Origin of the sequence: Cupriavidus sp. KB_39, assembly GCF_052114485.1 — a bacterium.
In the GTDB taxonomy this organism is placed as follows: domain Bacteria; phylum Pseudomonadota; class Gammaproteobacteria; order Burkholderiales; family Burkholderiaceae; genus Cupriavidus.
Genome location: NZ_JBFREV010000032.1, coordinates 21,651 through 48,130, shown reverse-complemented (window position 1 = coordinate 48,130; position 26,480 = coordinate 21,651). Strand labels below are relative to the sequence as shown.

The 26,480-nt window shown below is 67.0% G+C and carries 23 protein-coding genes; 14 read left to right on the top strand and 9 right to left on the bottom strand.

The annotated features are described in order from the left end of the window. Positions 1-68 precede the first annotated feature (68 nt). Positions 69-1,235 carry a mandelate racemase/muconate lactonizing enzyme family protein gene (locus tag AB4Z27_RS21610; RefSeq protein WP_441590944.1) on the bottom strand — a complete coding sequence of 389 codons (1,167 nt, stop codon included), beginning with the start codon at positions 1,233-1,235 and terminating at the stop codon, positions 69-71. 111 nt (positions 1,236-1,346) lie between these two features. Here AB4Z27_RS21610 and AB4Z27_RS21605 point away from each other — a divergent pair, with 111 nt between their 5' ends. Then, complete coding sequence (locus AB4Z27_RS21605) at positions 1,347-2,240, top strand: LysR family transcriptional regulator (RefSeq protein WP_441645229.1); 894 nt, start codon at positions 1,347-1,349, stop codon at positions 2,238-2,240. On the opposite strand, the gene AB4Z27_RS21600 is transcribed toward AB4Z27_RS21605, so the two are convergent. Next, positions 2,206-2,814 carry a TetR/AcrR family transcriptional regulator gene (locus tag AB4Z27_RS21600; protein ID WP_441590948.1) on the bottom strand — a complete coding sequence of 203 codons (609 nt, stop codon included), beginning with the start codon at positions 2,812-2,814 and terminating at the stop codon, positions 2,206-2,208. The two genes, AB4Z27_RS21605 and AB4Z27_RS21600, sit on opposite strands and share 35 nt — an antisense overlap. A gap of 69 nt (positions 2,815-2,883) precedes the next feature. Here AB4Z27_RS21600 and AB4Z27_RS21595 point away from each other — a divergent pair, with 69 nt between their 5' ends. After that, positions 2,884-3,687, top strand: a complete 804-nt coding sequence (locus AB4Z27_RS21595; protein WP_441645228.1) for an SDR family NAD(P)-dependent oxidoreductase — start codon at positions 2,884-2,886, stop codon at positions 3,685-3,687. A gap of 8 nt (positions 3,688-3,695) precedes the next feature. On the opposite strand, the gene AB4Z27_RS21590 is transcribed toward AB4Z27_RS21595, so the two are convergent. Continuing rightward, on the bottom strand, positions 3,696-4,082 hold the full coding sequence (locus tag AB4Z27_RS21590) for a hypothetical protein (protein ID WP_092301334.1): 387 nt from the start codon (positions 4,080-4,082) through the stop codon (positions 3,696-3,698). A gap of 117 nt (positions 4,083-4,199) precedes the next feature. Then, positions 4,200-5,201 (bottom strand): hypothetical protein, encoded by a 1,002-nt coding sequence (locus AB4Z27_RS21585; RefSeq protein ID WP_441645227.1) that lies wholly within the window; start codon positions 5,199-5,201, stop codon positions 4,200-4,202. A gap of 469 nt (positions 5,202-5,670) precedes the next feature. On the opposite strand from AB4Z27_RS21585, the gene AB4Z27_RS21580 reads away from it, so the two are divergent. Next, positions 5,671-6,609, top strand: a complete 939-nt coding sequence (locus AB4Z27_RS21580; RefSeq protein ID WP_092301331.1) for a VirK/YbjX family protein — start codon at positions 5,671-5,673, stop codon at positions 6,607-6,609. 40 nt (positions 6,610-6,649) lie between these two features. Here the strand turns inward: AB4Z27_RS21580 and katG are convergent, their stop codons facing one another. Then, the gene (katG, locus tag AB4Z27_RS21575; RefSeq protein ID WP_092301241.1) at positions 6,650-8,902 is read right to left on the bottom strand and encodes a catalase/peroxidase HPI; all 2,253 of its coding nucleotides are present in this window, start codon (positions 8,900-8,902) and stop codon (positions 6,650-6,652) included. Between the two features lie 288 nt (positions 8,903-9,190). On the opposite strand from katG, the gene AB4Z27_RS21570 reads away from it, so the two are divergent. From AB4Z27_RS21570 to AB4Z27_RS21550, 5 genes are all read left to right on the top strand, one after another. Next, a complete protein-coding gene (locus tag AB4Z27_RS21570; RefSeq protein ID WP_092301238.1) occupies positions 9,191-9,664 on the top strand; it encodes an aminoacyl-tRNA deacylase in 474 nt (157 codons plus the stop codon). 147 nt (positions 9,665-9,811) lie between these two features. Next, the gene (locus AB4Z27_RS21565; protein WP_441590954.1) at positions 9,812-10,864 is read left to right on the top strand and encodes an alpha/beta fold hydrolase; all 1,053 of its coding nucleotides are present in this window, start codon (positions 9,812-9,814) and stop codon (positions 10,862-10,864) included. Between the two features lie 253 nt (positions 10,865-11,117). Then, positions 11,118-11,825, top strand: a complete 708-nt coding sequence (locus tag AB4Z27_RS21560) for an SDR family NAD(P)-dependent oxidoreductase (protein ID WP_441590956.1) — start codon at positions 11,118-11,120, stop codon at positions 11,823-11,825. Positions 11,826-11,916: 91 nt separating this feature from the next. Further along, positions 11,917-12,825 carry a LysR substrate-binding domain-containing protein gene (locus AB4Z27_RS21555; RefSeq protein WP_441645226.1) on the top strand — a complete coding sequence of 303 codons (909 nt, stop codon included), beginning with the start codon at positions 11,917-11,919 and terminating at the stop codon, positions 12,823-12,825. A gap of 14 nt (positions 12,826-12,839) precedes the next feature. Next, complete coding sequence (locus tag AB4Z27_RS21550) at positions 12,840-13,943, top strand: NAD(P)H-dependent flavin oxidoreductase (protein WP_441645225.1); 1,104 nt, start codon at positions 12,840-12,842, stop codon at positions 13,941-13,943. A 14-nt stretch (positions 13,944-13,957) separates the two neighbouring features. Here the strand turns inward: AB4Z27_RS21550 and AB4Z27_RS21545 are convergent, their stop codons facing one another. Beyond that, entirely contained in the window at positions 13,958-14,881 is a 924-nt protein-coding gene (locus AB4Z27_RS21545; RefSeq protein ID WP_144195318.1) for a LysR family transcriptional regulator, read from the bottom strand. Between the two features lie 116 nt (positions 14,882-14,997). On the opposite strand from AB4Z27_RS21545, the gene AB4Z27_RS21540 reads away from it, so the two are divergent. The 6 genes from AB4Z27_RS21540 (at position 14,998) to AB4Z27_RS21515 (ending at position 22,711) form a co-directional block, all read left to right on the top strand. Beyond that, positions 14,998-16,086, top strand: coding sequence for a tartrate dehydrogenase (locus AB4Z27_RS21540; RefSeq protein WP_441645224.1), 1,089 nt, complete (start codon positions 14,998-15,000; stop codon positions 16,084-16,086). 145 nt (positions 16,087-16,231) lie between these two features. Then, positions 16,232-17,596: a dicarboxylate/amino acid:cation symporter gene (locus AB4Z27_RS21535; RefSeq protein WP_092301217.1), complete on the top strand. Its 1,365-nt coding sequence runs from the start codon at positions 16,232-16,234 to the stop codon at positions 17,594-17,596. A 22-nt stretch (positions 17,597-17,618) separates the two neighbouring features. Then, the gene (locus AB4Z27_RS21530) at positions 17,619-18,893 is read left to right on the top strand and encodes a glycerate kinase type-2 family protein (protein WP_177220014.1); all 1,275 of its coding nucleotides are present in this window, start codon (positions 17,619-17,621) and stop codon (positions 18,891-18,893) included. Between the two features lie 13 nt (positions 18,894-18,906). After that, a complete protein-coding gene (gene pyk / locus AB4Z27_RS21525) occupies positions 18,907-20,325 on the top strand; it encodes a pyruvate kinase (RefSeq protein WP_092301214.1) in 1,419 nt (472 codons plus the stop codon). A 25-nt stretch (positions 20,326-20,350) separates the two neighbouring features. Then, positions 20,351-21,694: a phosphopyruvate hydratase gene (eno, locus tag AB4Z27_RS21520; RefSeq protein ID WP_441645223.1), complete on the top strand. Its 1,344-nt coding sequence runs from the start codon at positions 20,351-20,353 to the stop codon at positions 21,692-21,694. Positions 21,695-21,772: 78 nt separating this feature from the next. Further along, entirely contained in the window at positions 21,773-22,711 is a 939-nt protein-coding gene (locus tag AB4Z27_RS21515; protein WP_441591170.1) for a tripartite tricarboxylate transporter substrate binding protein, read from the top strand. 21 nt (positions 22,712-22,732) lie between these two features. Here the strand turns inward: AB4Z27_RS21515 and AB4Z27_RS21510 are convergent, their stop codons facing one another. From AB4Z27_RS21510 to AB4Z27_RS21500, 3 genes are read right to left on the bottom strand one after another with little or no spacing between them, the layout of a single operon-like run. Further along, on the bottom strand, positions 22,733-22,945 hold the full coding sequence (locus tag AB4Z27_RS21510) for an acetyl-CoA carboxylase biotin carboxyl carrier protein subunit (protein ID WP_092301205.1): 213 nt from the start codon (positions 22,943-22,945) through the stop codon (positions 22,733-22,735). Next, positions 22,945-24,366 (bottom strand): acetyl-CoA carboxylase biotin carboxylase subunit, encoded by a 1,422-nt coding sequence (locus tag AB4Z27_RS21505; RefSeq protein WP_441645222.1) that lies wholly within the window; start codon positions 24,364-24,366, stop codon positions 22,945-22,947. The genes AB4Z27_RS21510 and AB4Z27_RS21505 overlap by 1 nt, the downstream gene beginning before the upstream one ends. Then, positions 24,363-26,480 (bottom strand): acetate--CoA ligase family protein, encoded by a 2,118-nt coding sequence (locus AB4Z27_RS21500; RefSeq protein WP_441645221.1) that lies wholly within the window; start codon positions 26,478-26,480, stop codon positions 24,363-24,365. The genes AB4Z27_RS21505 and AB4Z27_RS21500 overlap by 4 nt, the downstream gene beginning before the upstream one ends.

The following is a 26,480-nucleotide window of genomic DNA, read 5'->3' as shown; positions in this document are numbered from 1 at the left end:
CTCACCCGGTCACGGGCCGATTACTGATCCGCTCGGTTGCCTCCGTTTCGTTTATTTAACCGTGCGGCTTACGCCGACAGTTGCCGCATCACGCTGTACAGGTCCGACTTACCCTCGAAGCCGATACCCGGCAAGTCAGGCATCGTGAGGTAGCCTTTCTCTACCTTGACGCCGTCCGGAAAGCCGCCAAACGGTTGGAAGAGGTCCGGATAGCTTTCATTGCCGCCGAGGCCCAGGCCAGCGGCGATATTCAGCGACATCTGGTGTCCCCCGTGCGGAATGCAGCGGCTGGCCGACCAGCCGTGTTGCTTGAGCATGTCGAGCGTGCGCAGATACTCGACCAGGCCATAGCTCAGTGCACAGTCGAATTGCAACCAATCACGATCTGGACGCATGCCGCCATAGCGGATCAGATTGCGGGCGTCCTGCATCGAGAACAGGTCCTCACCGGTGGCCATGGGCTTGTCGTAGTAATTGCGCAGCGTGGCCTGGAGTTCGAAGTCCAGCGGATCGCCCGGCTCCTCGTACCAGAACAGGTCGTATTGCGACAGCGCCTTCGCATATTGAATAGCGGTGTCGAGGTCGAAGCGGCCATTCGCGTCCACCGCGAGTTTCTGGCCGTCCTGCAGCACGCTCAGGATCGAATCGATGCGGCGCAGATCTTCGTCCAATGACGCACCGCCGATTTTCTTCTTCACCACGGTATAGCCACGGTCGATATAGCTGCGCATCTCGTCCTTGAGCTTGCCGTGATCCTGGCCGGGATAGTAATAACCGCCGGCGGCATAGACGAACACCTTGCGGTCAGGCTGGCCGTTGCCATAGCGGTCCGCCAATAACTGGAACAGCGGTTTTCCTTCGATTTTCGCCACGGCATCCCAAATGGCCATGTCGATGGTGCCGATGGCCACGGAGCGCTCGCCATGCCCGCCGGGCTTTTCGTTCTTGAACATCGTGTCCCAGACCTTGTGCGGATCCAGGTTGTTGCCGGTGGCGTCCACCAGCGAATCGGGATCGGCTTCCATCAGGCGCGGGATAAACCGCTCGCGCATCAGCGTGCCCTGGCCGTAGCGGCCGTTCGAGTTGAAGCCGTAGCCCACCACCGGTTTGCCGTCACGGATCACGTCCGTAATGACCGCCACCAGGCTGAGGGTCATTTTGCTGAAATCGATATAGGCGTTGCGGATGGGCGAGCTGATGGGGAGCGTCTTCTCCCGGATTTCAACGATTCTCACGATGTGTCTCCTGATGCACARATAGCACACGCATACGCGTGGGGAATCCGTAGCGTAGGCGGAGAACCATGCTCTAGAATTGAATCCAATTCAAAACATTATTAAATCCAAGTGAAAACTGACGTTGCCTCGGAGCTTGAGTTCTTTGTCCTGGTGGCCAAGCTGGGCAGCCTCTCGGGCGCGGCGCGGGAGCTGGATCTCACGCCTCCCGCGGCGACCAAGCGGCTTGCCATAATGGAGAGTCGCCTGGGCGTCCGGCTGGTGAACCGCACSACCCGCAGCATCAGCTTGACGAACGAAGGCGAGACCTATCTCGCCTATGCCACACGCATCCTGGCGGACCTCAGGGAAATGGAGAACGTCGTATCGAGCAGCGGCGCCGAGCCACGCGGGCTATTGAAAGTGAATGCCTCACTGGGCTTCGGTCGAACCACCATCGCACCGCTGGTCTCGGAATTCGCACGGCGCTATGCGCACGTCGAAGTCCAGCTGGAAGTGACTGACCGCCCGGTGGATCTCGTAGAAAGCGGTTTCGACCTGGCGATCCGTTTTGGGACCCTGCCGGACACCCGCCTGGCCGCGCGGCGCATTATGTCGAACCGACGATTCCTTTGCGCGTCGCCGGGCTACCTGGAGCGGCATGGCACCCCAAAATCGCCGGCGGACCTTGCCCACCACCGCTGCATTGTCCATCGACAAAATGACGACGCCTACGGCGTATGGCGTCTGGAACATGACGGTCGTCAGGAGACCGTCAAGGTGGATGGCGCGCTATCGAGTAATGACGGAGATATTGTCCTGGGGTGGGCGCTGGACGGTCACGGCATCCTGATTCGCTCGGAATGGGATCTGGCCAAGTATCTCGAGAGCGGACGCCTCCGCGTCGTCCTGCCCGATGACAAGATCCCCKCCGCTGACCTGTTCGTGTATTACTCCCAGCGCCGGAATCAAACCGCCCGAGCCAGGGCCTTTATCGATTTCCTGGTCGAACAGTTTCAGGCGTAATCCCGGCCAGCAAGCAGAAAATCCCCTCCAGTTGGACGGCAAGGTCCTCCGGATCCGCTTCAGTCAGCCCCGCCATCTCAACCACCTGGCGCATGAGTTGAACGCCCGCAATCACGGCCAGCAGCATCGCGGCGCGTTGGCCAGCCTGGGGCCCGGGTAGCCGCGCGGCCAGCGGCTGTGCGAAAACCTGCTCGAACTTGCCGCGCAGAATCGCCGAAGCCTTCGGACTATTTGCCGAACGCAGCATGATCAGGAAACCGTCCATCGGCGTGGCCTCGGGCATGGTCCGCGTCACCAAGCCGCGCGCCAGCGCCCTGCAAAACGCCTGCATGGCGGGCCGATCGTCCATGACCTCCGCCGTCACGATGCCGGGCGCGGCCAGCACCGTATCCACCACCTCCTCGAACAGTTGGTCTTTCGATCCGAAGTAACGATTGACCAGCATCGCCGTCACGCCGGCAGCCTCGGCGATCTCCCGAACCCCCACGTCATAGCCCGATGCCGTAAACGACTGTCGCGCGGCATCCAGGATGACCTGTCGCGTTGCAGCGCCCTTCTTGCCCAGTGCCTTCATAATTTCTACACTCGTAGACTTTCACGAAACAAAATTATACACTTGTAGAACTTTAGCCCACTGGAGTGGATGATGGATTTGCAAATCAAGGGAAAACGCGCCCTGGTAACGGGCGCAACCGCAGGGATCGGTGAAGCGATAGCAAAGATGCTGGCCGCTGAAGGGGCGACCGTGATCGTGCACGGCAGGAACCGGGAGCGGGCGGATGCGGTGATCGCGGAGATCGAGGCCAGCGGCGGGATGGCCGGGTTGGCCCTGGGCGACCTTTCCACCGATGCCGGCGCCGATGCCGTCGCCACGCAGGTCCGCAAAGGCGGCCCTGTCGACATCCTGGTCAACAACGCGGGCCGCTACCAGCATTTGAACTGGACGACTGCCGTGCCCGACCAATGGACCGAGACCTTCGAGGCTAATGTCCTGTCCGCCGTGCGGATGATCCAGCGGTTCGTCCCCGCGATGCGCGAGCGCGGCTGGGGGCGCGTGATCCAGATCGGCGGCGGCCTGGCGGGCCAACCGGGGGCCGGCCTGCCGGACTACAACGCGTCGCTCGCCGCGCGCCATAACCTCGCGGTATCGCTGGCTCGCGAACTGAAGCGTACCGGTGTGACGTCGAACATCGTCGCCCCCGGGGCCATCCTTGTGCCGGCGGTCAAAAGCCTGCTCGAATCGATCGCGCCGCACCACGGCTGGGGAGACAGCTGGGAAGAGATCGAGCGGGGCTGCGTCCGCGACATGGTGCCCAACGATGTCGGGCGCCTGGGCCGCCCCGAGGAGATCGCCGCCGCCGTCGCCTACCTSTGCAGCCGATACGCCGACTATGTCARCGGCGCCACGATCCGCGTCGACGGCGGCACGATCCGTTCGGTATCGTGAGACCTCCCCTAACCGTTCTTCGGCAGCATCGATCCCTTCCGCCGCCGGGAGGGCTTCGGCTCTACGCCCACGCGTGCATCCCGTTCGAACACGCGTGCCACCAGCCATTCGGCAGCTTCCTCGAACGCCGGATCGGTCTGGGGCACATACAGCCATTTGCCTAGCACCGGGTGCGGCCGCAAGGCCGGCATGTCCGCGATCAGCGCGGCGTGGTGCTCGTGGGAGGTGCAAACCAGCAGCCCGTTCCACGGGTCGTCGCGATCCGCCGCGATCAAGCACAGGTTCCCGTCGATGTAGGCGGCATCGCTGCCAAACATCCGTTTGCAGACGTAGGTGGGATCCCGCTCGAATGCATCGAAGATCCAGACAAGCGCGTTGCGGATGGCGGTGGGCATGGCGTGGGCGGTCAGGCGGGCAGGTGTGCCCGGCATAGGCTACCTGAGAATCCCCGGGCGGTGATCAGGCTCCCCGTTGCGGGGAGCCCTACTACTTTGTGCTTCGTCAGCGAGCGATCAACGGAGGCTGGTCAGCGTCTGCGTGTACGTCGTCATATACGTCGGATTTGCGAAACCCGTTGCATAGGAATAGTTCGACTGCCACTTGACGAYGCGGCCCAGGTCCGGCGCCCACCAGCCCAGGATCGTCTCCTTGTAGGTGGCGTTGCCCGCGGCGCCATTGGGCAGCTGGGTGTCGTTCGAGTTGGTGTACGTGATCGTGAAAGCGAGACGCAGCGCGTTGAACGTGCCAGCCGGCGTCGTGATGCTTTCATACGTTTCCACCTTGCCGACCACCGCGCCCTTTTCGGTGTAACCCATCTGGCAAGCGTAGTCCCACGCGCCGGTCCAGGTCTTGCCGACGTAGAGCGGCAGCTCATAGAGCGTGCGTTTGGGCGAATACGTGCACACATTGCCGTTGGTGTACGTGCGCGACAGGCGGTTGCGATCCAGGTCCTGCACGTAGCTGGTGTCGGGCGCGTTCGTGATGGCGTCGGCGCTGGTGATCATCGCCCGCCCGTTGCTCACGGAGGCGATGGTGTAGGCCAGGTTCTCGGTCGTCGTGGTGCCGTTGAAGCGGACTTGCGTCTCCGCAAACGTCGCCACCTCGCCCACCTTGTACGCCACGCCGTTGTAGCGCTGCGGCGCCACGGCGATCTTCAGCGTGAACACCTTGGAYGGATCGCTGACCTGCGTCGCCGTCAGGGTGATGGCGTCGCCCGTGGGGCTGAYCAGATTGCCGGACCACTGGGTCTCGGTCAGCACCTGGTTGGTGACCGTCGTCTTGTCGCTCGTGAKCACTGCCTGCCAGCGCACCGGCTGGCTGGTTTGCAGACGAATAAAGTCGCTCGACTGCACGTTCAGCGTGGTGCTTCCCCCCGCGCCGACGCTGGTGCCCTGCGTCTGGCTGCCTGTGGCGCTGACGTTCAGCGCGCTGCCGCCATCCCCATCACCGCCACCACAGGCGGCCAGAACCCCGGCCAGCATGACGCAGGCCACCAGATTTCCCATCCTCTTCATGGATTTCCCCAAAAATTGCTTTTGATTTTTCGATGTCTTGGACCCCCCGGCATCCCTATGCTGGCATGCGCGGCGGCGAGGATTTTAACGCTGTGTGTCCGATTTATGTCTTAAGCGACACATCCCCCCGAAGGAGGATTGCCGGAGGTATTCCCCAAAAGAAGGCATCCCCCGGGTATCCCCCTGTCAACCGGCAATATTTCAAAGCGTTACGAAATATTACGAGCYGGCCTGCACACCCCGCACGACAAGAAAAAAGTGACGGGCTAGCCATACCTGGCGCTCATTTTGGGCGTTGCGGACAGGGAAGCCATATGCGCAGCCAGTTCCCATCGAAGGAACGGCGCGTGAATCAGGGGAGCGTTAAGTCGTGCAAGCAACATTTTTGACCTTGCGGGGGCTTTCCCAAGCCGACGCAGCGGGACGTTTTGAGCATTTTCCGGCCCGGTATCTGAAATATTTGACTGCCGTGGCCTCGGTGTCGTCGATCTGTTACCCGTCGGGCAGCCGAAAGTGGCTGTCTCGACGYCTGCGGCTGCTGGCCGTGGCGGCCACGCGTGGCAATGCCGCCCGCCTGTGGTTGGGCGCAGCGGCGTCCTGCGTGCTGCTGCAACGGGTGGCCACGGCCCGGCCGTTGGTGCTGGAGAAGCCGTTCCGCCCGCTCGGCGCGCTGGGCCTGTGTTTCTACGAGCGCGCCCGGCTGATGATCGAGCACTACGCCGTCATGGCCGCGATGGTGCCGGCCTGCGTCTGCGACCGTATCTATATGTCAGGCGGCCTGACCTGGACCTCGGCGGACGGCGGCTACCAGCTGCGCCTGGCCGATCCCGGTCCCAATCCCAAGGAAGGCGAACTGGCGTTCTACTGGATCGACCAGGAAGCCGGCATCTGCCTCGCCCAACTGAGTTTCTACCTGCGCCAGGGCCCGGCCGGCCCCGAGGTGTTCATCGGCGGCCTGCAGGGCACGATGGGCGAGACCGCCCGGGAGCGCATCCGCATTGCCACGCGCGCCTGCGAGGGCCTGCGCCCCAAGGACGTGGTCATGGAAGCGCTGCTGGCCTTCGCCGGCCATATCGGCGCGCGCCGCGTGACGGCGGTGTCCCGGGCGAATCACGTCGGCCGCCAGCGCCATACGCCGCGCGAGATCCAGTGCGACTACGAGGGATTCTGGATGGAGTACCACGGCACGCCAGACGCCGCCGGCAATATCGAGATCCCCGTGCGGCAGCCCGAGCGCGACATCGCCGAAATCGCCTCGAAGAAGCGTTCCGCCTGGCGCCGCAAGCAGGCGCTGGCACAGACGGTACGGGGGGCGGTCAGCCAGTGGCTTGATGTCGATGGTGCCGAGGCGGCGAATACGCCGGCGGTGGCGGAATCGATGGGGCTTGCCGTGGGCGTGGCAGCCTGAGGCGGGGGCGCCGGACCCTTCGTCCGGCGCCCTTCCCCCCTTACTTCTTCAGGTCAAACCGGTCCAGGTTCATCACCTTGACCCACGCCGCCACGAAGTCCTTGGCGAACTTCTCCTTGCCGTCTTCACTGGCGTAGACCTCGGCCAGCGCCCGCAGCTGCGAGTGCGAGCCGAACACCAGATCCACGCGCGTGCCGGTCCAGCGGACCTTGCCGGACTTGTCGCTACCCTCGAACACATTCCGTGACACCGGCTTCCACTGCACGCCCATATCGAGCAGGTTGCGGAAGAAGTCGTTGGTCAGCGTTTCCGGGCGATCGGTGAACACGCCGTGGGCATCCTTGCCGCTCTGCACCTTCAACACGCGCAGGCCGCCGACCAGCGCCGTCATTTCCGGGGCGGTGAGGGTCAGCAGTTGCGCCTTGTCGATCAGCATGGCTTCGGCCGGTGCTTGCACCTTCGCGTCGAGGTAGTTGCGGAAGCCATCGGCCTTCGGCTCCAGGGCGCCCACCGACTGGACGTCGGTCTTGTCCTGCGACGCATCCATGCGGCCCGGCGTGAATGGCACGGTCAGTTTCTGGCCGCCAGCTTCCGCCGCCTTCTCGATGCCGGCGCCGCCCGCCAGCACGATCAGGTCCGCCATCGAGATCTTCTTGCCGCCCGACTGCGCACCGTTGAACGCGCTCTGGATGCCTTCCAGCGTCTTCAGCACCTTGCCGAGTTGATCCGGATTGTTGGCCGTCCAGTCCTTCTGCGGCGCCAGGCGGATGCGCGCCCCGTTGGCCCCGCCGCGCTTGTCCGAACCGCGGAAGGTCGACGCCGACGCCCAGGCCGTGGACACCAGTTCCGAGACCGACAGCCCCGAAGCCAGGATCTTCTGCTTGAGCCCCGCCACATCCTGGTCATTGACCAGCGGATGGTCCACCGGCGGGATCGGGTCCTGCCAGAGCAGTTCCTCGGCCGGAACTTCCGGGCCGAGATAGCGCGCGCGCGGGCCCATGTCGCGGTGGGTCAGCTTGAACCACGCACGGGCGAAGGCATCGGCAAACGCCTGCGGGTCGTCCTTGAAGCGCCGCGAGATCTTCTCGTAGATGGGGTCGAAGCGCAGCGACAGGTCCGTGGTCAGCATCGTCGGCTTGAGCTTCTTGGCCGGGTCATAGGCGTGCGGCACCGACTCCGGTGCGTCCTTGGCGATCCACTGATTGGCGCCGGCCGGGCTCTTGGTCAGCTCGTATTCGAAGTTGAAGAGGTTCTCGAAGAAGCTGTTCCCCCACTGCGTCGGCGTATTCGACCAGGTGACTTCCAGGCCGCTGGTGATGGTGTCCGGGCCGCAGCCAGTGCCGAACTTGTTGCGCCAGCCCAAACCCTGCAGTTCCAGTTCGGCGGACTCCGGTTCGTCGCCCACGTTCTCGGGGTGCGCGGCGCCGTGGGTCTTGCCGAAGCTGTGGCCRCCGGCGATCAGCGCCACGGTTTCCTCGTCATCCATGGCCATCCGGCCGAAGGTATCGCGGATGTCATACGCGGCGGCGATGGGGTCCGGATTGCCGTCGGGCCCTTCCGGATTGACATAGATCAGGCCCATCTGCACCGCGCCGAGCGGATTCTCGAGGTAGCGGCCGGGATCGGTCCGGCTGGATTCCTGGCCGTGCTTCTCGACGTCAGCCACCAGTACGCCACCATCGTCATCCTTGCCCGCCGCGCCCTTGCCATAGCGGACTTCGCCGCCCAGCCAGGTCTTTTCATTCCCCCAATACACGTCCTGGTCCGGTTCCCAGGTATCTTCGCGGCCCCCGGCGAAGCCGAAGGTCTTGAATCCCATGCTTTCCAGGGCGACGTTGCCGGACAGGATCATCAGGTCCGCCCAGGAAAGCTTCTGCCCGTACTTCTGCTTGATCGGCCAGAGCAGCCGGCGCGCCTTGTCCAGGCTCACGTTGTCCGGCCAGCTGTTGAGCGGGGCGAACCGTTGCTGGCCGCGCCCGCCACCCCCCCGGCCATCGCCGATGCGGTAGGTGCCGGCGCTGTGCCAGGCCATGCGGATGAACAACCCGCCGTAGTGACCGAAGTCCGCCGGCCACCAGTCCTGCGAGTCGGTCATCAGTGCCGTCAGGTCTTTCTTGACCGCGGCGAGGTCGAGGGTCTTGAACGCCTCGGCATAGTTGAAGCTCTTGTCCAGGGGATTGGACTTGTCCGAGTGCTGGCTGAGCAGATCCAGCCGCAACTGCTGTGGCCACCAGTCCTTGTTGGTGGTGCCGCCTCCGGCGGCATGGTTGAAGGGACACTTTTCGTAAGACATGCGATCTCCTTTGGGGGGTACCCAACGCTAGTTCTAGTCTTTCCGCGTCGACGCTTCCACGTGGGCCTGCCTCGGCAAGCCTGCCGCACACAAAATATAGTTGAGAGCCGCCGTCAACCAAATGTGACGATTGCAATCGTCGCGATAGCGGCTTGCTATGGGCCACCCGGGTCACCTCCCCGCCCCCCGCCATGCTCGGGTTAGCCCCAACCAAATGCCGTCAGGCGCTTGTCCTATAGTTCCCGTACTCCAGACAACTGTAGCGCCCCACGCTCGGAGGTTGCCCTCATGACCATGTCCACCGCCCTCGCAAGGTGCCTGAGCAAGACGCAGAGCGAGTTCGAGACCGTGCACCGGCACGGCAGCCCCGATGGCGCGGCGCCAGCCCGGCCGATATCGATTCCCGGCGACCGGCTGGCCCGCACGGTGCTGCTGGAGGACAACCGGGGCTACCTCGCCGCCGTGATCCCCGCCACCCATCACCTGAAACTCTCGGAAATCTGCGAACAGACCGGYCGCCAGYTGGCCCGGGCGCGTACGGAAGGCGTGCACGAGGTGTTCCGGGACTGCGACCCTGGCGCGCTGCCCCCGGTCGGCATGGCCTACGGCACGCAGACCTGGCTCGATGACAGCCTGATGACCCATCCCGATGTCTACTTCGAAGCCGGGGATCGCGACGAGGTAGTGCACATGAGCACCGAGCAGTTCGCCACCCTGATGGCCGGGGCCCGGCGCGGGCATTTCGCCCATCGACGGCTCTAGGGGAGCCCCGGTTTCTGCATCCGCGTGTCAGTCAGGCATCGCCATATACACAGCGATACAAAAACCGTGCATTCCGACACATGGCACTTGCCATGGCCTCATAGACTTCGTGTCAGTTCATCACTGACCCGAGGAGAGAGGAACAATATGTCGGAAAAAATCGATTTGCCCCGTCGTGGTTTCCTGGGCGCCGCCGCCGCAACGCTGGCCGCCGCGCAACTGACGCTGTCGCAGGCCGCACAGGCGCAGTCCGCCATCACCAAGGCCGCCGCGCTGCCGGCCTCCAAGCCGGGCAGCCACACCAGCTTCGCTCCGCTCAAGCAGATCCAGGCCGGCGTGCTCAACGTGGGCTACGCCGAAGCCGGCCCGGCCAATGGCCCCGTGGCCCTGCTGCTGCACGGCTGGCCGTACGACATCTACGCCTTTGTCGATGTGGCGCCGCTGCTGGCCTCGCGYGGCTACCGGGTGATCATGCCCTACCTGCGCGGCAACGGGACGACCACTTTCCTCTCGCCGGACACCATGCGCAACGGCCAGCCGTCGGCGATTGCCGCCGACATGATCGCGCTGATGGACGCCCTCAAGATCCAGACCGCCGTCGTCGCCGGCTTCGACTGGGGCGCGCGTACCGCCGACATCATGGCCGCACTGTGGCCGGACCGTTGCCGGGGCCTGGTCTCGGTCAGCGGCTACCTGATCGGTAGCCAGGCGGCGGGCAAGGTGCCGCTGCCGCCCGAAGCCGAGCTGCAATGGTGGTACCAGTTCTACTTCGCCACGGACCGTGGCGCGGCCGGCTACCAGAAGTACACGCACGACTTCGCCAAGCTGATCTGGAAGCTGGCGTCGCCGAAGTGGGATTTCGACGATGCCACCTTCAACCGCAGCGCCACCGCCTTCGACAACCCSGACCACGTGGCCATCACCATCCACAACTACCGCTGGCGGCAGGACCTGGTCAAGGGCGAGCCGAAGTTCGACGATCTCGAGAAGCGCCTGGCCACCGCGCCGACCATCAGCATCCCGACCATCACCATGGAAGGCGACGCCAACGGCGCGCCCCACCCCAAGCCCAGCGCCTATGCCAGCAAGTTCACGGGCCGCTATGAGCACCGCGACCTGACCGGCGGCATCGGCCACAACCTGCCGCAGGAAGCGCCGGTGGCGTTCGCCCAGGCCGTGCTGGACGTGGACAAGCGCTAAGCGCTAAACGCCCAGCGCCAGACATCAAGTAGTTCGATCTCCTAAGCTCCCCCTAAGCTCCCCTAAGCTCCCCTAAGCGCGCGCGTCCGGCTCCCCGCCGGCGCGCGTTTTTTTTGCCTTCCACCGCCCGTCCTCCCGACTTGTTCCCGCCACGCAAAACTGTTGATGTGGGCGATGCCTTCTTCGTTGGGGCCGGCTCCACTAGATTTGAGCCCAAGGCAAACACGCCGAACCCCTACCAGGAGAATCTGAAATGTCCTCGCAAAAAGTTGTCATCGTGACTGGCGCATCCCAAGGCATCGGCGCCGAATTGGTCAAGGCCTACCGTGCACGCGGCTACCGCGTGGTGGCCACGGCGCGCAATATCAAGCCGACCGACGATCCCGATATCGCCATCGTCCCCGGCGACATCGGCGACCCCGACACCGCCCGCCGCGTGGTGGCCACGGCGCTGGAAGCCTTCGGCCGCATCGACTCGCTGGTCAACAACGCCGGCATCTTCGTCGCCAAGCCGTTCACGCAGTACACCGCGCAGGACTACGCCGCCGTGACCAACGTGAACCTGTCCGGCTTCTTCCACATCACCCAGCTGGCCATCGCCGAGATGGAAAAGCAGCGCAGCGGCCACGTGGTCAGCATCACCACCAGCCTGGTCGATCACGCCATCGCCGGCGTGCCGTCGGTGCTGGCCTCGCTGACCAAGGGTGGCATCAACGCCGCCACCAAGTCCCTGGCCATCGAGTACGCCAAGACCGGCATCCGCGTGAACGCCGTGTCGCCCGGCATCATCAAGTCCCCGATGCATGCGCCGGAAACCCATGAGGCACTCGGCGCACTGCACCCGGTGGGCCATATGGGCGAAATGGGCGATATCGCCGAAGCCGTGCTGTTCCTGGAAAGCGCCTCGTTCGTGACGGGCGAGATCCTGCACGTCGATGGCGGCCAGAGCGCCGGCCACTAAGCGGCTGGTTACCCCMAGTCATTCCCTTGACTTGACGTTCTTCATTCACGATACTTCATCTACTTTCATTCTTRTTTGAAGAACGTAAATCGTGGAACTGGCAGAATTAGAGATCTTCCGGGCGGTGGCGCGTGAGCAAAGCATCACACGCGCCGCCAAGCGGCTCGACCGGGTGCAGTCGAACGTGACCACCCGCGTGAAGCAGCTCGAGGAGAGCCTCGGCGTCAGCCTGTTCCAGCGCGATAGCAAGAAGATGTTGCTCACCCCGGAAGGCCTCCGCCTGCTCGACTATGCCGACCGCCTGCTGGCGCTGGCCGACGAGGCGCGGCAGTCGATGCGCACGGATGCGCCAAGCGGCCCGCTGCGGCTTGGTTCGATGGAAAGCTCGGCGGCCACGCTGCTGCCCCGCCCGCTCGGCGCCTTCCACGCGCGCTGGCCGGACGTGGCGTTGAAGCTGACCACGGGCACCTCGCAGGCGCTGGTCGATGCCGTGCTCGGCCATCGGCTCGACTGCGCCGTGGTGGCACATCCGGGCACGGGCGCGCCAGCCGACATCGACCTGACCGAAATGGGCGACGGSCTCGACGGCACCTACCTGCAAACCGAGGAACTGGTGCTGGTGCTGCCCGCCACGCACCCGCCGGTGCGCCAGCCGCAGGACGTCACGCTGCACCAACTGGCCGCCTTCGCGCGCGGCTGCACCTACCGCCAATGTGCCGAAGACTGGCTGGAGCAGGCGGGCGACGACATGCGCCGCCGGCTCTCGGTGATCGACCTGCCGTCCTACCACGCCATCCTGGCCTATGTGGCCGCCGGGTCGGCGGTGGGCATCGTGCCGCGCTCGCTGCTGGCGGTGCATCGCGAAATGGCCCACCTCCAGACCGTGCCGGTCCGCACCGTCCACACTTTCCTGGTGAAGCGCGCCGGCTTCGCCACCTCGGCCTACACGGCGTTCCTGCGGGAACTGCAGCAAGGCCCATCCCCTTCATCGCCCACCTAACCTGAAGCCCAGCCATGAACACCGCCGCCCGCAATCTGGTTTCCCTCCTCAACCTCGCCACGCCGATCATCCAGGCGCCGATGGCTGGCGTCAGCACGCCGGCCATGGCCGCCGCCGTGTCCGAAGCCGGCGGCCTGGGCTCGCTCGGCGTTGGGGCGATGGACGCCGAAGGCGCCCGCAAGGTCATCCGCGAGACCCGCGCGCTGACCGCCAAGCCCTTCCATATCAACCTGTTCTGCCACGCCCCGGCCCAGGCCGATGCGGCGCGGGAGGCCGCCTGGCTGCAATACCTGACGCCGCAGTTCGCCGAATTCGGCGCCACGCCGCCTGCCGGCCTGCGCGAGATCTACAAGAGCTTCGTGGCCGACGAGGCGATGTATCAGATGCTGCTGGAAGAAAAGCCGGCGGTCGTCAGTTTCCATTTCGGGCTGCCGGCGCAGGAGAAGATCGATGCGCTGCGGGCCGCCGGCATCCTCCTGCTGGCCAGCGCCACCTCGCTGCGGGAGGCGCGCCAGATCGAGGCGGCGGGCATCGACGGCATCATCGCGCAAGGCATCGAGGCCGGCGGGCACCGTGGCGTGTTCGATCCGGAGGGCGATGACGAAGGACTGGGCACGCTGGCGCTGGTGCGGGTGCTGGTGACGCGTACCAGCCTGCCGGTGATCGCCGCCGGCGGCATCATGGACGGCGCCGGCATTGCCGCCGCGCTGGCACTGGGCGCGCAGGCCGCGCAACTGGGCACCGCCTTCGTGGCGTGCGATGAATCATCGGCAGACGCCGCCTACCGCGCCGCCCTGACCGCCGCCGAGCCGCGCGCCACCACGCTGACGCGGGCGATTTCCGGCCGCGCCGCGCGGGGCTTCACCAGCCGCTTCACCGCCCTCGGCGTGGCGCCGGGCRCCCCCGCGATTCCCGACTATCCCGTCACCTACGACGCCGGCAAGGCCCTGCACGCCGCCGCCAAGGCCAAGGGTGTCAGCGAGTTCGCCGCACAATGGGCCGGCCAGGCCGTACCGCTCGCCCGCGCCCTGCCCGCCGGCGCGCTGGTCGCCGAACTGACCGCCGAATTGCGCCAGGCGCTGGACCGGTTGAGCAGCCTGCGGGCATCGATCGAGTAGTCAAGYAAGCCTGATCAGGTTCCAAACTCGCTGAACTTCGAGCCGAGGAACTCCACGAACAGGCGGATGCGCGACGACAACTGGTGCCGTTGCTGGTAGACGGCATAGATGTTCGCCTCGGGGGTGGCGTAGTGCGGCAACACCTGCACCAGCCGCCCGCTGCGCAGGTAGCGCTCGATATCCCATTCGGCGCGCATCACGATGCCATGGCCCTCCAGCGCCCACTGCACGGCGATTTCGCCGTCATTGGTCGTCAAATTGCCACGCACATGGATCGCCTCGGTGCGCTGCTTGGCGCCCTTGCCCGAGGTCAGCCGCCACACCCCGTAGGCATCGCTGCCCTGCCGGATGCCGATGCAGTTGTGCCGCGCCAGATCCCCCGGCGTGGCCGGGACGCCGTGCTCGCGCAGGTATTTGGGCGAGGCGCACAGCAGGCGCCGGTTCGGGGCCAGGAATTTGGCGATGATCCGCGCGTCGGGCGGCTCCCCGAACCGCACGCAGACATCGAAGGCATCCTCCGTCAGCGGCGGCGGATCCGCCGACAGCTGGAGCTGCACATCGACATCGGGGTAGGTCCGGCTGTACTCGGCGATGACCGGCGCCACATGCATGCGGCCAAAGCCCAGCGTGGCGTTCACGCGCAGCAGGCCGCTCGGCCGCCCCTTGGCGCTGGTCAGCAACTGGCTCAGGTCGTCGATCTCRCCCAGGATGCGCCGCGCGTGCTCCAGGAACACCTCCCCCTCGGGCGTCAGCCCCATCCGGCGCGTGGTCCGCGTCAGCAGCGGCATGCCGATGCGCGCCTCCATCTGGGCCAGCCGCTTGCTGACCGCCGCCGTCGAGATCCCMAGATCCCGCGCCGCCGCGCTCAGGCTGCCCGCCGTGGCCACCGCCGCGAAAAAGCCCAGYTCGGACGGTTGRATGCCGCTCGTCGCGCTCATGGCATTGTTAATGTCAGGTTAAAGATGGTTTAACTTTAGCGTCGATCCAACACCGCGTCCACGGTCAAGAATCCGTCCCACGCACTACAGCGATGATTCTGACCAGGAGACACAAGATGAAGACGTACAAGATCGCCACGATCCCCGGTGACGGCATTGGCAAGGAAGTGGTTCCCGCCGGCCGTGAAGTGATGGAAGCGCTGGCCGCYGGTGGCGCCGGCTTCCAGTTCGAATTCGAAAACTTCGACTGGGGCGGCGACTACTACCGCCAGCACGGCGTGATGATGCCCGCCGATGGCCTGGACGCGCTGCGCGGCAAGGACGCCATCCTGTTCGGCTCGGCCGGCGACAACCAGATTCCCGACCACATCACGCTGTGGGGCCTGCGCCTGAAGATCTGCCARGGCTTCGACCAGTACGCCAACGTGCGCCCGACGCGCATCCTGCCCGGCATCGACGGCCCGCTCAAGCGCTGCGCCCCSGARGACCTGAACTGGGTGATCGTGCGTGARAACTCGGAAGGCGAGTACTCGGGCGTRGGCGGCCGCGTGCACCAGGGCCACCCGATCGAGGCGGCCACCGATGTGTCGATGATGACCCGCGTGGGCGTGGAGCGCATCCTGCGCTACGCCTTCAAGCTGGCGCAATCGCGTCCGCGCAAGCTGCTGACCGTGATCACCAAGTCCAACGCCCAGCGCCACGCCATGGTGATGTGGGACGAGGTGGCCGTGGAAGTGGCCRAGGACTTCCCGGACGTGACCTGGGACAAGGAACTGGTCGATGCCGCCACCGCGCGCATGGTCAACCGCCCGAAGACGCTGGACACCATCGTCGCCACCAACCTCCACGCGGACATCCTGAGCGACCTCGCCGCCGCGCTGGCCGGCAGCCTCGGCATCGCGCCCACCGGCAATATCGACCCGGAACGCCGCTACCCGTCGATGTTCGAGCCGATCCACGGTTCCGCCTTCGACATCATGGGCAAGGGCCTCGCCAATCCGGTGGGCACCTTCTGGTCCGTGGTGATGCTGCTCGAACACCTGGGCGAAGACGCCGCCGCCAAGCGCGTGATGGCCGCCATCGAGGCCGTGACCGCCAACCCGGCCCTCCACACCGGCGACCTCGGCGGCAAGGCCACCACGGTCCAGGTGACCAAGGCGGTCTGCGACTACCTGGCCGCCAACAAGCAGGCCAAGGCGGCTTAACCCTCCCGCCCCCTCGCCGTCCCGGCATTTGGCCGGGCGGCCCTTGCGAGCCGGATCGCGGCTCGCGCTGCCCTGCGGACGCTAAAAAAGCGGCCATCAGAGCCGGTCCGCAGGCGCGCCAGATTCGAATGTGCAGGAGACAGCCATGATTCGAAAGCTACTGGGAAAGCTCTACGTCCAGGTGTTGATCGGCGTTGCCGCCGGTGTGGCACTGGGTGTCTGGGCACCCCAACTCGGCAGCGACCTCAAGCCGCTCGGCGACGTATTTATCAAGCTCATCAAGATGGTCTTCGCGCCGATCATCTTCGCCACCGTGGTGCTGGGCATCGCCCGCATGGAGAACATGAAGGAGCTGGGGCGGGTGGGCGTGCGCGCGCTGCTGTACTTCGAACTGCTGTCGACTTTCGCGCTGGTGCTCGGGCTGATCGTGGTGAATCTGGTGCAGCCGGGGCGCGGCATGAATATCGACCCGGCGCACCTCGACACCAAGGCCATCGCCACCTACACCCATGCGGCTGAAAAGTCACATTCGTTTATCGATTTCCTGATGAACCTGGTGCCGACCAGCATCATCGACGCGCTGGCCCGCAACGACATCCTGCAGATCCTGGTCTTCGCCACGCTGTTCGGCATCGCCCTGTCCCATATCGGCCCCCGCGCCAAGCCGGTGGTCGATTTCCTCGATTCGTTCGTGCACGGCATCTTCAGCGTGGTCGGCATGGTCATGCGGCTGGCCCCGCTGGCCGCCTTCGGCGCCATGGCCTTCACGGTCGGCAAGTACGGGCTGGGCTCGGTGGTCTCGCTCGGCAAGCTGATGGGGACGATGTACATCACGTGCTTCCTGTTCGTGGCCATCGTGCTGAACGGCGTGGCACGGCTCTCCGGCTTCAGCCTGTGGAAGTTCCTGCGCTATATCCGCGACGAGCTGTTCACGGTGCTGGGCACCAGTTCGTCCGAATCCGTGGTGCCGCAGCTGATGGGCAAGCTGGAGAAGGCCGGGGTGTCCAAGCCGGTAGTCGGGCTGGTGGTGCCCGCCGGGCTGACCTTCAACCCGGACGGCCAGTGCATCTACTACACCATGGCCGCCATCTTCATCGCCCAGGCCACCAACACGCCGCTCTCCCTGACCGACCAGTTCGTGGTGCTGGGGGTGCTGCTGCTGACCTCGAAGGGCTCCGCCGGCGTCACCGGCTCCGGCTTTATCACGCTGGCGGCGACGCTGGCCTCGCTGGGCACGATCCCGGTGGCCGGCATGGTGCTGCTGCTCGGCGTGGACCGCTTCATGTCCGAGGCGCGCGCCATTACCAACACCATCGGCAATGCCGTGGGCACGGTCGCCATCGCCCGCTGGGTGGGCGCGGTGGATCAGCAGCAGTTGCAGGACGCGCTGGACGGCAAGCTGTCCGATGACCCCGACGCGCTGATCCCTGACCAGCCCGAGCCGGCTACCTCCACGGTCGGCGCCCGGCTGGCCCGCATCGGCGATGCCCATGCCTCGCTCCTCCATTGATCCGATGACCCCGAGCCCCGCCATGGACACCCCCCAGGCCCGCCAACTGCTCCGCGAGATGTTCCAGGCGGCCATCCACGCCGCCCAGCCCGCGCGCACGCTGGCCGCCCACCTGCCCCCGCCGCCACCGTCTCCTGGCCGGACCATCGTGATCGGGGCTGGCAAAGCCTCGGCGGCCATGGCCCGCGCGCTGGAAGATGCCTGGCCCCATCCGCTGGAAGGGCTGGTGGTCACGCGCTACGGCTACGCGGTGGAGTGCGCGCGCATCGAGATCGTCGAGGCCGCCCATCCGGTGCCGGACGCCGCCGGCTTCCACGCCGCGCAGCGCATGCTGGAACGGGTGTCCGGGCTGACCGAGGACGACCTCGTCATCTGCCTGATCTCGGGCGGCGGCTCCGCGCTGCTGCCGCTGCCGCTGGCCGGCATGTCGCTCGCGGACAAGCAGGCGGTCAACCAGTCGCTGCTGAAGTCCGGCGCGACCATCACCGAGATGAACACCGTGCGCCGGCACCTGTCGGCGATCAAGGGCGGGCGCCTCGCCGCGGCCTGCCATCCGGCGCGGGTCTGCAACCTGCTGTTGTCCGATGTGCCCGGCGATGACCCCATCGACATCGCCTCCGGCCCCACCGTGCCGGACCCGACCACCCGGGCCGACGCGCTGGCCATCGTCCGGCGCTACGGCATCGACGTGCCGCCGCATGTGCTGGCCGTGCTCGATTCGGACGCGTCCGAGTCCATCAAACCCGGCGATGCCCGCCTGCCGCCCATCGACACCACGCTGATCGCCACGCCCCGGCTGGCGCTGGAAGCTGCCGCCGCCGTGGCACGCCGCGCCGGCCTGCGCGCCTACCTCCTGGGCGATGCCATCGAGGGCGAGGCGCGCGATGTCGGCAAGGTCATGGGCGGTCTGGCACTGGAAGTGGCGCGGCACGGCCAGCCGTTCACGGCGCCCTGCGTGCTGCTCTCGGGCGGCGAGACGACCGTCACCGTGCGCGGCAACGGGCGCGGCGGGCGGAATGTGGAATACCTGCTCTCGCTGGCGCTGACGCTGCGTGGCGAACCGGGCGTGCATGCCATTGCGGGCGATACCGATGGCGTGGACGGCCAGGAGGAAATCGCCGGCGCGCTGGCCGGCCCGGACACGCTGGCGCGCGCCTGGCAACTCGGCATCCGCCCGCAGGACGCGCTGGCGGCCAACGATGGCCACGGTTTCTTCGAGGCGCTCGGCGATGCGGTTGTCACCGGGCCGACCTTGACCAATGTCAATGACTTCCGCGCCATCCTGATCGCGCGGTGAAGGGAGTAACAAGATGAGACGCACCCGCAATGCCAAGATCGTGGCCACACTGGGCCCCGCGAGCACGTCGCCGGAAGTCATCGACGCGCTGTTCGAAGCCGGCGCCGACGTATTCCGGCTCAACTTCAGCCACGGCAGCCACGCCGACCACAAGCAGCGGCTGGACACCATCCGCGCCGTGGAACGGGACCGTGGCCGCCCCATCGGCGTGCTGCTGGACCTGCAAGGCCCCAAGCTGCGCATCGGCACGTTTGCCGATGGCCCGATCCAGCTGGCCGCCGACGCCAGCTTCCGGCTCGACCTCGACGCCACCGTGGCCGGCACCGCCAGCCGGGTCAGCCTGCCCCACCCGGAAATCTTCGCAGCGCTGCAGGAAGGGACCGAGTTGCTGCTCGATGACGGCAAGATCCGCCTGCGCGTGGAGCGCTGCGGCAAGGACTTCGCCGAGACCACSGTGGTCAATGGCGGGACGCTGTCCGACCGCAAGGGCGTCAACGTGCCCGGCGTGGTGCTGCCCCTGTCGGCCATGACCGAGAAGGACCGGCGCGACCTGGAGTTCGGCCTGACGCTCGGCGTGGACTGGATCGCCCTGTCCTTCGTGCAGCGGCCCGAGGACATCCTGGAGATCAAGGACATCGTCAAGGACCGCGCGGGCATCGTCGCCAAGCTGGAGAAGCCGGCGGCCATCCAGAGCCTGGAGGCCATCGTCGCCGAATCGGATGCCGTGATGGTGGCGCGCGGCGACCTTGGCGTGGAGATGCCGGCCGAGCTGGTGCCCTCGCTGCAGAAGCAGATCCTGCGGGCCTGCCGCAAGGCCGGCAAGCCGGTGATCGTGGCCACGCAGATGCTGGAATCGATGATCGCCTCGCCGGTGCCGACCCGCGCGGAAGCCTCGGACGTCGCCACGGCCGTGTACGACGGCGCCGATGCGGTGATGCTGTCCGCCGAATCGGCCTCGGGCAGGTATCCGGTGGAGGCCGTGCGGATGATGAACAGCATCATCTCGCGCACCGAGTCGGACCCGCTCTATCACGATGCCATCCAGGCCTCCCACACCCCGCCGCGCGCGGAGGCCGCCGACGCCATCGGGCTGGCRGTGCGCCATGTGGCCGGGCTGCTGAAGTCCCCGGCGACGGTGGCCTACACCAGTTCCGGCTACTCGGCGCTGCGCATGGCGCGCGAGCGCCCCGAGGTGCCCATCCTCGGCATGACCCCCCGCATGGCCACCGCGCGCCGGCTGGCGCTGGCCTGGGGCGTACACGCGGTGCTGTGCCACGAGGTGGTCGATGTGGTCGAGATGACCGAATTRGCCAGCCAGACCGTGCGCAAGGAGGGCTTCGGCGCGGCCGGCGACTCGATCGTGATTTCCGCCGGGCTGCCCTTCGCGGTGGCCGGCACCACCAATCTGCTGCGGATCGCGCAGGTCCAGTAAGTTGCTATTTCGTTAGGACCCCCCCATGCCCATCATCCAGGACATTCGCGGCTACGAGATCCTCGACTCGCGCGGCAACCCCACCGTGGCGGCGCAGGTGCGGCTGTCGGACGGCTCGCAAGGCTTTGCAGCGGCGCCGTCGGGCGCCTCCACCGGCGCCCGCGAGGCGCTGGAGCTGCGCGACGGCGACAGCGACGGCAAACCCCGGCGCTACTTCGGCAAGGGCGTGCGCAAGGCCGTGGCCCATATCGACGTCGATATCGCCCGCACGCTGGCCGGCATGCCGGCGGCAGACCARGCGGCGGTGGACGACTGCCTGATCCGGCTCGACGGCACGCCGGAGAAGTCCCGGCTCGGCGCCAACGCGCTGCTGGCGGTGTCGCTGGCCACCGCGAAGGCGGCGGCGGCTTCGGCCGGCGTGCCGCTTTATCGGACCATCGGAGGCCAGCGCCGCGACGCCCGCCTGCCGCTGCCGATGATGAACATCATCAATGGCGGGGCCCATGCCGACAACAGCGTGGACATGCAGGAGTTCATGATCCTGCCGGTGGGCGCCCCGTCGTTCTCCGAGTCCCTGCGTTGGGGCGCGGAGATCTTCCACACGCTCAAGGCGGTGCTCAAGGCGCAGGGGCTTTCCACCGCCGTGGGCGACGAAGGTGGCTTCGCGCCGGACCTCGCCTCGAACGAGCACGCGCTGGAGATCATCCTGCGCGCCATCGAACAGGCCGGGTTCCAGGCCGGGCGGGACATCGCGCTGGGGCTGGACGTCGCCAGTTCGGAGTTCCATCGCGACGGGCGGTACGAGTTGCAGTCCGAAGGCCGGTCCTATTCGGCGGACGGTTTTGTCGACCTGCTGGCCAGGTGGGTCGATCAGTACCCCATCGTCACCATCGAGGACGGCATGGCCGAGGGCGACTGGGCCGGCTGGCAGTTGCTGACCGAGCGGCTGGGCCAGCGCGTGCAGCTGGTGGGCGACGACCTCTTCGTCACCAACACGGCGATCCTGCGGCAGGGCATCGACTGCGGGGCCGCCAACGCGATCCTGATCAAGCCCAACCAGATCGGCACGCTGACCGAGACGCTGAACGCCATCGACATGGCGGAGGCGGCCGGCTACGCCTCGGTCATCTCGCATCGCTCCGGCGAGACCGAGGACACGACCATTGCCGACCTCAGCGTCTGCACGGCAGCCACGCAGATCAAGACCGGCTCGCTGTGCCGCTCCGACCGCGTCGCCAAGTACAACCGCCTGCTCTATATCGAGGCGGAACTGGGCTGCGCGGCCACCTTCGCGGGACGCGCCGCGCTGCGCGTACCGGGTTTGCAGGTGTTGCCGTCAGCGAGTGATCTCGCTATTAGTGAGCAATAAATCACAAATCATAAATACAGGAGACAGACCATGCCGACTTCCCAAACGCTTCCCCGCTTCCTCCGTGCCGCGCTGCTGATGCTGGGCGCCGGGGCCTCCGCCCTGTGCGTGGCGCAGGAATGGCCGACCAAGCCGATCAGCCTGATCGTGCCGTTCCCCTCCGGTGGCACCACCGACGTACTCGCGCGCGCCATCGGCGACCAGCTTTCCAAGAAGCTGGGCCAGCCCGTGATCGTGGAGAACCGGCCCGGCGCCGGCGCCACGGTGGGCGCGGACTACGTGGCCAAGGCCCGCCCGGACGGCTACACACTGTTGATGGGCGCCGTCCACCACACCATCGCCACCAGCGTCTACAAGAAGCTGCCGTACAACTTCCAGAAAGACCTGGCGCCGATCGCCACCGTGGCGATGGTGCCCAATGTGCTGGTGATCAATCCCGCCAAGACCCCGGCCAAGACCGTGGCCGAGCTGGTGGCGCTGGCCAAGAAGTCGCCCACCGAGTTCGCCTACGGCTCCAACGGCAACGGCACCGCCCAGCACCTGATCGGCACGCAGTTCCAGACCGCCACGGGCGCCCCGCTGCTGCACGTGCCCTATAAAGGCAGCGGCCCGCTGACCACCGACCTGCTGGGCGGACAGGTGACGATGTCCTTCGACACGCTGACCCCGGTGCTGCCGCACATCAAGGCCGGCAAGCTGCGCGCGCTGGCCGTGACCACGGCCAAGCGTTCCAGCGTGCTGCCGGACGTGCCGACCATGGAAGAAGCCGGCCTGAAGGGCTTCGATATCGGCACGTGGTTCGGCATCCTGGCGCCGGCGGCCACGCCCAAGCCCATCGTCGCCCAGCTCAGCGCGAAGATCGTGGAAATCGTCAATTCGCCGGACTTCCAGCAGCGCATGCTGGCCGCCGGCGCCGAGCCGATGCCCAGCGATTCGGCAGCGTTCGCCAAGCGCATCGATGACGAGACCGCCAAGTTCGCCAAGCTGGTCAAGGATGGCAAGGTGACGATCGAGTAAGGCCCCCGGAGCCTTGGCGCGTTACTCGACCTCCACCACCGGCTGGCCCTCGGTCACGGCGTCGCCGGGCTGGACCAGGATGGCCTTGACCACGCCATCCGCCTCGGCTTCGAGCGGGATTTCCATCTTCATCGACTCGATGATCATCAGGACATCCCCGGCGGAGATGGTGGCGCCGGCTTCGATGGCGATGGAGGACACATGGCCGCTGACTGCGGCGTCGATCTGGGGCATCAGGCTGCTCTTTCGGTAAGGGTTTCGGGTTGCTTCGGCGTAGGCGTCTGGAGCGGCGTGGCCAGCACGCGCTGGGTCAGGGCCGTGTCGATGCGGGCATCGGCGAAATCGGGGTGGGCCAGCACGCGCAGCAGGAACGGCAGGTTGGTCTTGACCCCGGCAATCTGGAACGCCTCCAGCGCGGCACGCAGGCGCCGGATGGCGTCGGCGCGGTCGCTGCCGGTGGCGATGACCTTGGCGATCATCGGGTCGTAGTACGGCGTCACGCGCTGGCCCTGCGCGTAGCCGGTCTCCACGCGGATGCCGGGCGCCTGCGGCGGCACGAAGGTGTCCAGCGGCCCCGGCGACGGGAAGAAGCGCACCGGGTCTTCGGCGTAGACGCGGGCCTCGATGGCGTGGCCCTGCTGGCGCGTGGGGGCCGGCAGCACGGCGTCGATCCGCTCGCCGCAGGCCAGCCGSASCTGCGCGGCCACGATGTCGATGCCGGTCACCTGCTCGGTCACCGCATGCTCCACCTGCAGCCGGGTGTTCATCTCCAGGAAGACAAAGCCGGTCTCGGGTGTGTGCAGCATCTCCACGGTGCCGATCACGTCGTAGCCGACGTGGCCCAGCAGCGTGGCCAGCCGCTCGCGCATGGCGGCCACCGCCTCGCCCGACAAGCCCGGCGCGGGGGCTTCTTCCAACACTTTCTGATGACGGCGCTGCACCGAGCAGTCACGCTCGCCCACAATGCGCACGCCGCCGTAGCGGTCCGCCAAGACCTGGAATTCGATGTGGCGCGGCTGCTCCATCAGCTTTTCCAGATACAGCTCCGCCTGCCCGAAGCTGCGCTGCGCCACCGAGCGGGCCTGCTGCCACGCGGCGGCCAGCCCTTGCGCATCGCGCACCGGCAGCATGCCGATGCCCCCGCCACCGCCAGCCGGCTTGATCAGCACCGGGTAGCCGATCTGCTCGGCGGCGGCAGCCACGACGGCCATGTCGTCCGGCAGCACGCCGGAACTCGGCGCCATCGGCATGCCGTGGCCGGCCATGAAGTCGCGCGCCTGCGTCTTGTGGCCCAGACGGCGGATCCAGGCGGGCGACGGGCCGATAAAGCAGAGCCCCGCCGCCTCCACCCGTTCGGCGAAGTCGGCGTTTTCCGACAGGAAGCCATAGCCGGGGTGCACGCCGTCCGCGCCGGTCTCCCGGGCGACATCGAGCAGCTTTTGCTGATGCAGATAGCTGTCCAGCGGCGCCGCCTCACCGATGCGCACGGCCATATCGGCCTCGCGCAGGTAGGGCAGGCCCGCGTCGGCGTCCGAGTAGACCGCCACCGAGGCGATGCCGAGCTGGCGCAGCGCGCGGATCACGCGCGCCGCCACGGCGCCCCGGTTGGCCACCAGCACGCGGCGCAGCGTGCGGATCTTGATGGTGTCGTTCATGCCGTCTCTCCTGTGCGGATCACCACCGCATCGACCAGCACCGGCGCCACCGCCCCACGGGCGACGATCACCGGGTTGGCATCGACCGAATGCACCGTGCCGCCCGCCGCGACCATCCAGTCGCCCAGACGGACCAGCATGTCGGCCAGTTGGTCGAGGTCCACCGCTTCCATGCCGCGCAGCGCGGCGAACGCCGGGGCGATGCGCAGCCGGCCGATGGCGGCCCGCGCCTGACTGGCCGTGAACGGCGCGACGAGGAATTGCACGTCCTGCAGCGCTTCCACCAGCACGCCACCCTGCCCGACCATCACCACCGGGCCGTAGGCCGGATCGATATGGGCGCCCACGGCCAGTTCGAACGCGCCGCGTTGCTGGCGCGCCAGCAGCACGCCGCCGTGGCGGACTTCCATCCTGTGCAGGATCTGGTCGATCTCGTCGAAGGCAGCCACGGCGGCGGCCTCGCCGGACAGGTTCAGCTTCACCAGCCCGTGCTCGGATTTGTGCGTGATGTCCGGGGACACACCCTTGGCGACCACCGGTGCGCCCAGTTCGGACACGGCACGGCGCACGTCGTCGGCGCTGTGGCAGAGCCGGTGCGCCACGACGGGCAGGCCCGCCGCCGCGAGTTCGGCCAGGCTGCGGACTTCATCGAGGGCATGGGCGGGGGACGCGTGCGTCAGTACTCCTGCCGGCACGCCAGCCGGCAAGGGCGCGGCCAGCGCCGCCTCGCGGCGTTCGCCATATTCGGCCAGCAGCGCCAGCGCCTGCATGGCGGAGCGCTCGCTGTCGAACACCGGCACGCCCTGCGCGCGGAACGCCTGCGCCACCCACTCCTGATTGGCGCTGACCGCCACCGGCACGCCGCTGGCCGAAGCAAAGCGCCCGGTCTGTGCGGAGAAATCGTCGAAGTCGTAGCCTTCGCCGCCAATCGGAAAGCCGACGAAGATCAGGTCGGCCTGCCGCTGGGCCGCCACGGCGTCGAGCGTCTGGCCATAGATCTGCGGCTGGCCGAGCAACGCGGTGGTCATGTCGATGGGATTGCGCGCCGAGACATAGCCGGGCAGCACGGYGCGCAGCGCGGCGGTGCCGGGTYCGTCGAACTGGCACAGGTCCAGCCCGTGGGACTCCGCCGCGTCCGCCGCCAGCACGCAGGTGGCGCCCGAGTTGCTGATCGCCACCACCTTGCGGCCACGCGGCCGCTGGCCGCCCGCGAAGATCTGCGCGTACTCGGACAACTCCCGGAAATCGTTCACGCGCAGGATGCCGTGCTGACGCAGGAAGGCATCGGCCAGCGCGTCCTCGCCGGCCATCGCCCCGGTGTGGGAGCTGGCGGTCAGTTGCCCGGCGCGGGTCCGGCCGGCCTTGACGGCGAGGATCGGCACATCGCGCGCATGGGCGATCCGTGCGGCCTGCGCCAGCACGTCGGGGTCGCGCAGGGATTCCACGTACAGCAGCATCACGCGCACGGCGTCGTCCTCGGCAATCGCGCGCAGCGTTTCGGCGGCGGTCACGTCGGCCTCGTTGCCCGTGGCCACCATGTAGCGCACGCCGATGCCCTTGCGGCGCAGCCCGCCATAGACGATGGACGAGCCCGCGCCGCTCTGGCTGACGATGGCCACCGGGCCGTCCTGCGGCGCTTCCTCGTTGATCATGGTCGAGAAATGCAGCACGGCGCCGGTGGCGAAGTTGGCCACGCCCTGCGTGTTCGGCCCGAACAGCCGCAGGCCGCCGGCGCGGGCCCGCGCCACGAGCCGCTGCTGCTGCGCCGCGCCGGCCTCGCCCAGTTCGGCAAAGCCCGACGAATAGATCACCGCGCCCTTGGCCCCCACCGCGATGCATTGCTCGATGGCCTGCTCGGCCTCGGTGCCGGCCACGCTGATGACGACCACATCGGGCGAGTCCGGCAGCGCGGCCAGATCGGGATAGGCGGCCAGGCCCTGGATCTCGGCCCGCTTGGGGTTGACCGGGTAGATGCGCCCGGCATAGCCGTGGCGCCGCATATAGTCGATGGGCCGTCCGCCGGCCTTGATCGGGTTGTCGGACGCGCCCAGCACCGCCACCGAGCGCGGCGCCAGCAATGACAACAACGAAGCTTGCTCCTTGGTATCCGCCAT

Bases quoted from the DNA above. Each gene is read 5' to 3' on its own strand.
- AB4Z27_RS21510 (WP_092301205.1), bottom strand. From the start codon at position 22,945: ATGCCCCAGATCGACGCCGCAGTCAGCGGCCATGTGTCCTCCATCGCC.
- AB4Z27_RS21590 (WP_092301334.1), bottom strand. From the start codon at position 4,082: ATGCCCACCGCCATCCGCAACGCGCTTGTCTGGATCTTCGATGCATTC.
- AB4Z27_RS21515 (WP_441591170.1), top strand. From the start codon at position 21,773: ATGCTGGGCGCCGGGGCCTCCGCCCTGTGCGTGGCGCAGGAATGGCCG.
- AB4Z27_RS21560 (WP_441590956.1), top strand. From the start codon at position 11,118: ATGTCCTCGCAAAAAGTTGTCATCGTGACTGGCGCATCCCAAGGCATC.
- AB4Z27_RS21600 (WP_441590948.1), bottom strand. From the start codon at position 2,814: ATGAAGGCACTGGGCAAGAAGGGCGCTGCAACGCGACAGGTCATCCTG.
- AB4Z27_RS21530 (WP_177220014.1), top strand. From the start codon at position 17,619: ATGGACACCCCCCAGGCCCGCCAACTGCTCCGCGAGATGTTCCAGGCG.
- AB4Z27_RS21535 (WP_092301217.1), top strand. From the start codon at position 16,232: ATGATTCGAAAGCTACTGGGAAAGCTCTACGTCCAGGTGTTGATCGGC.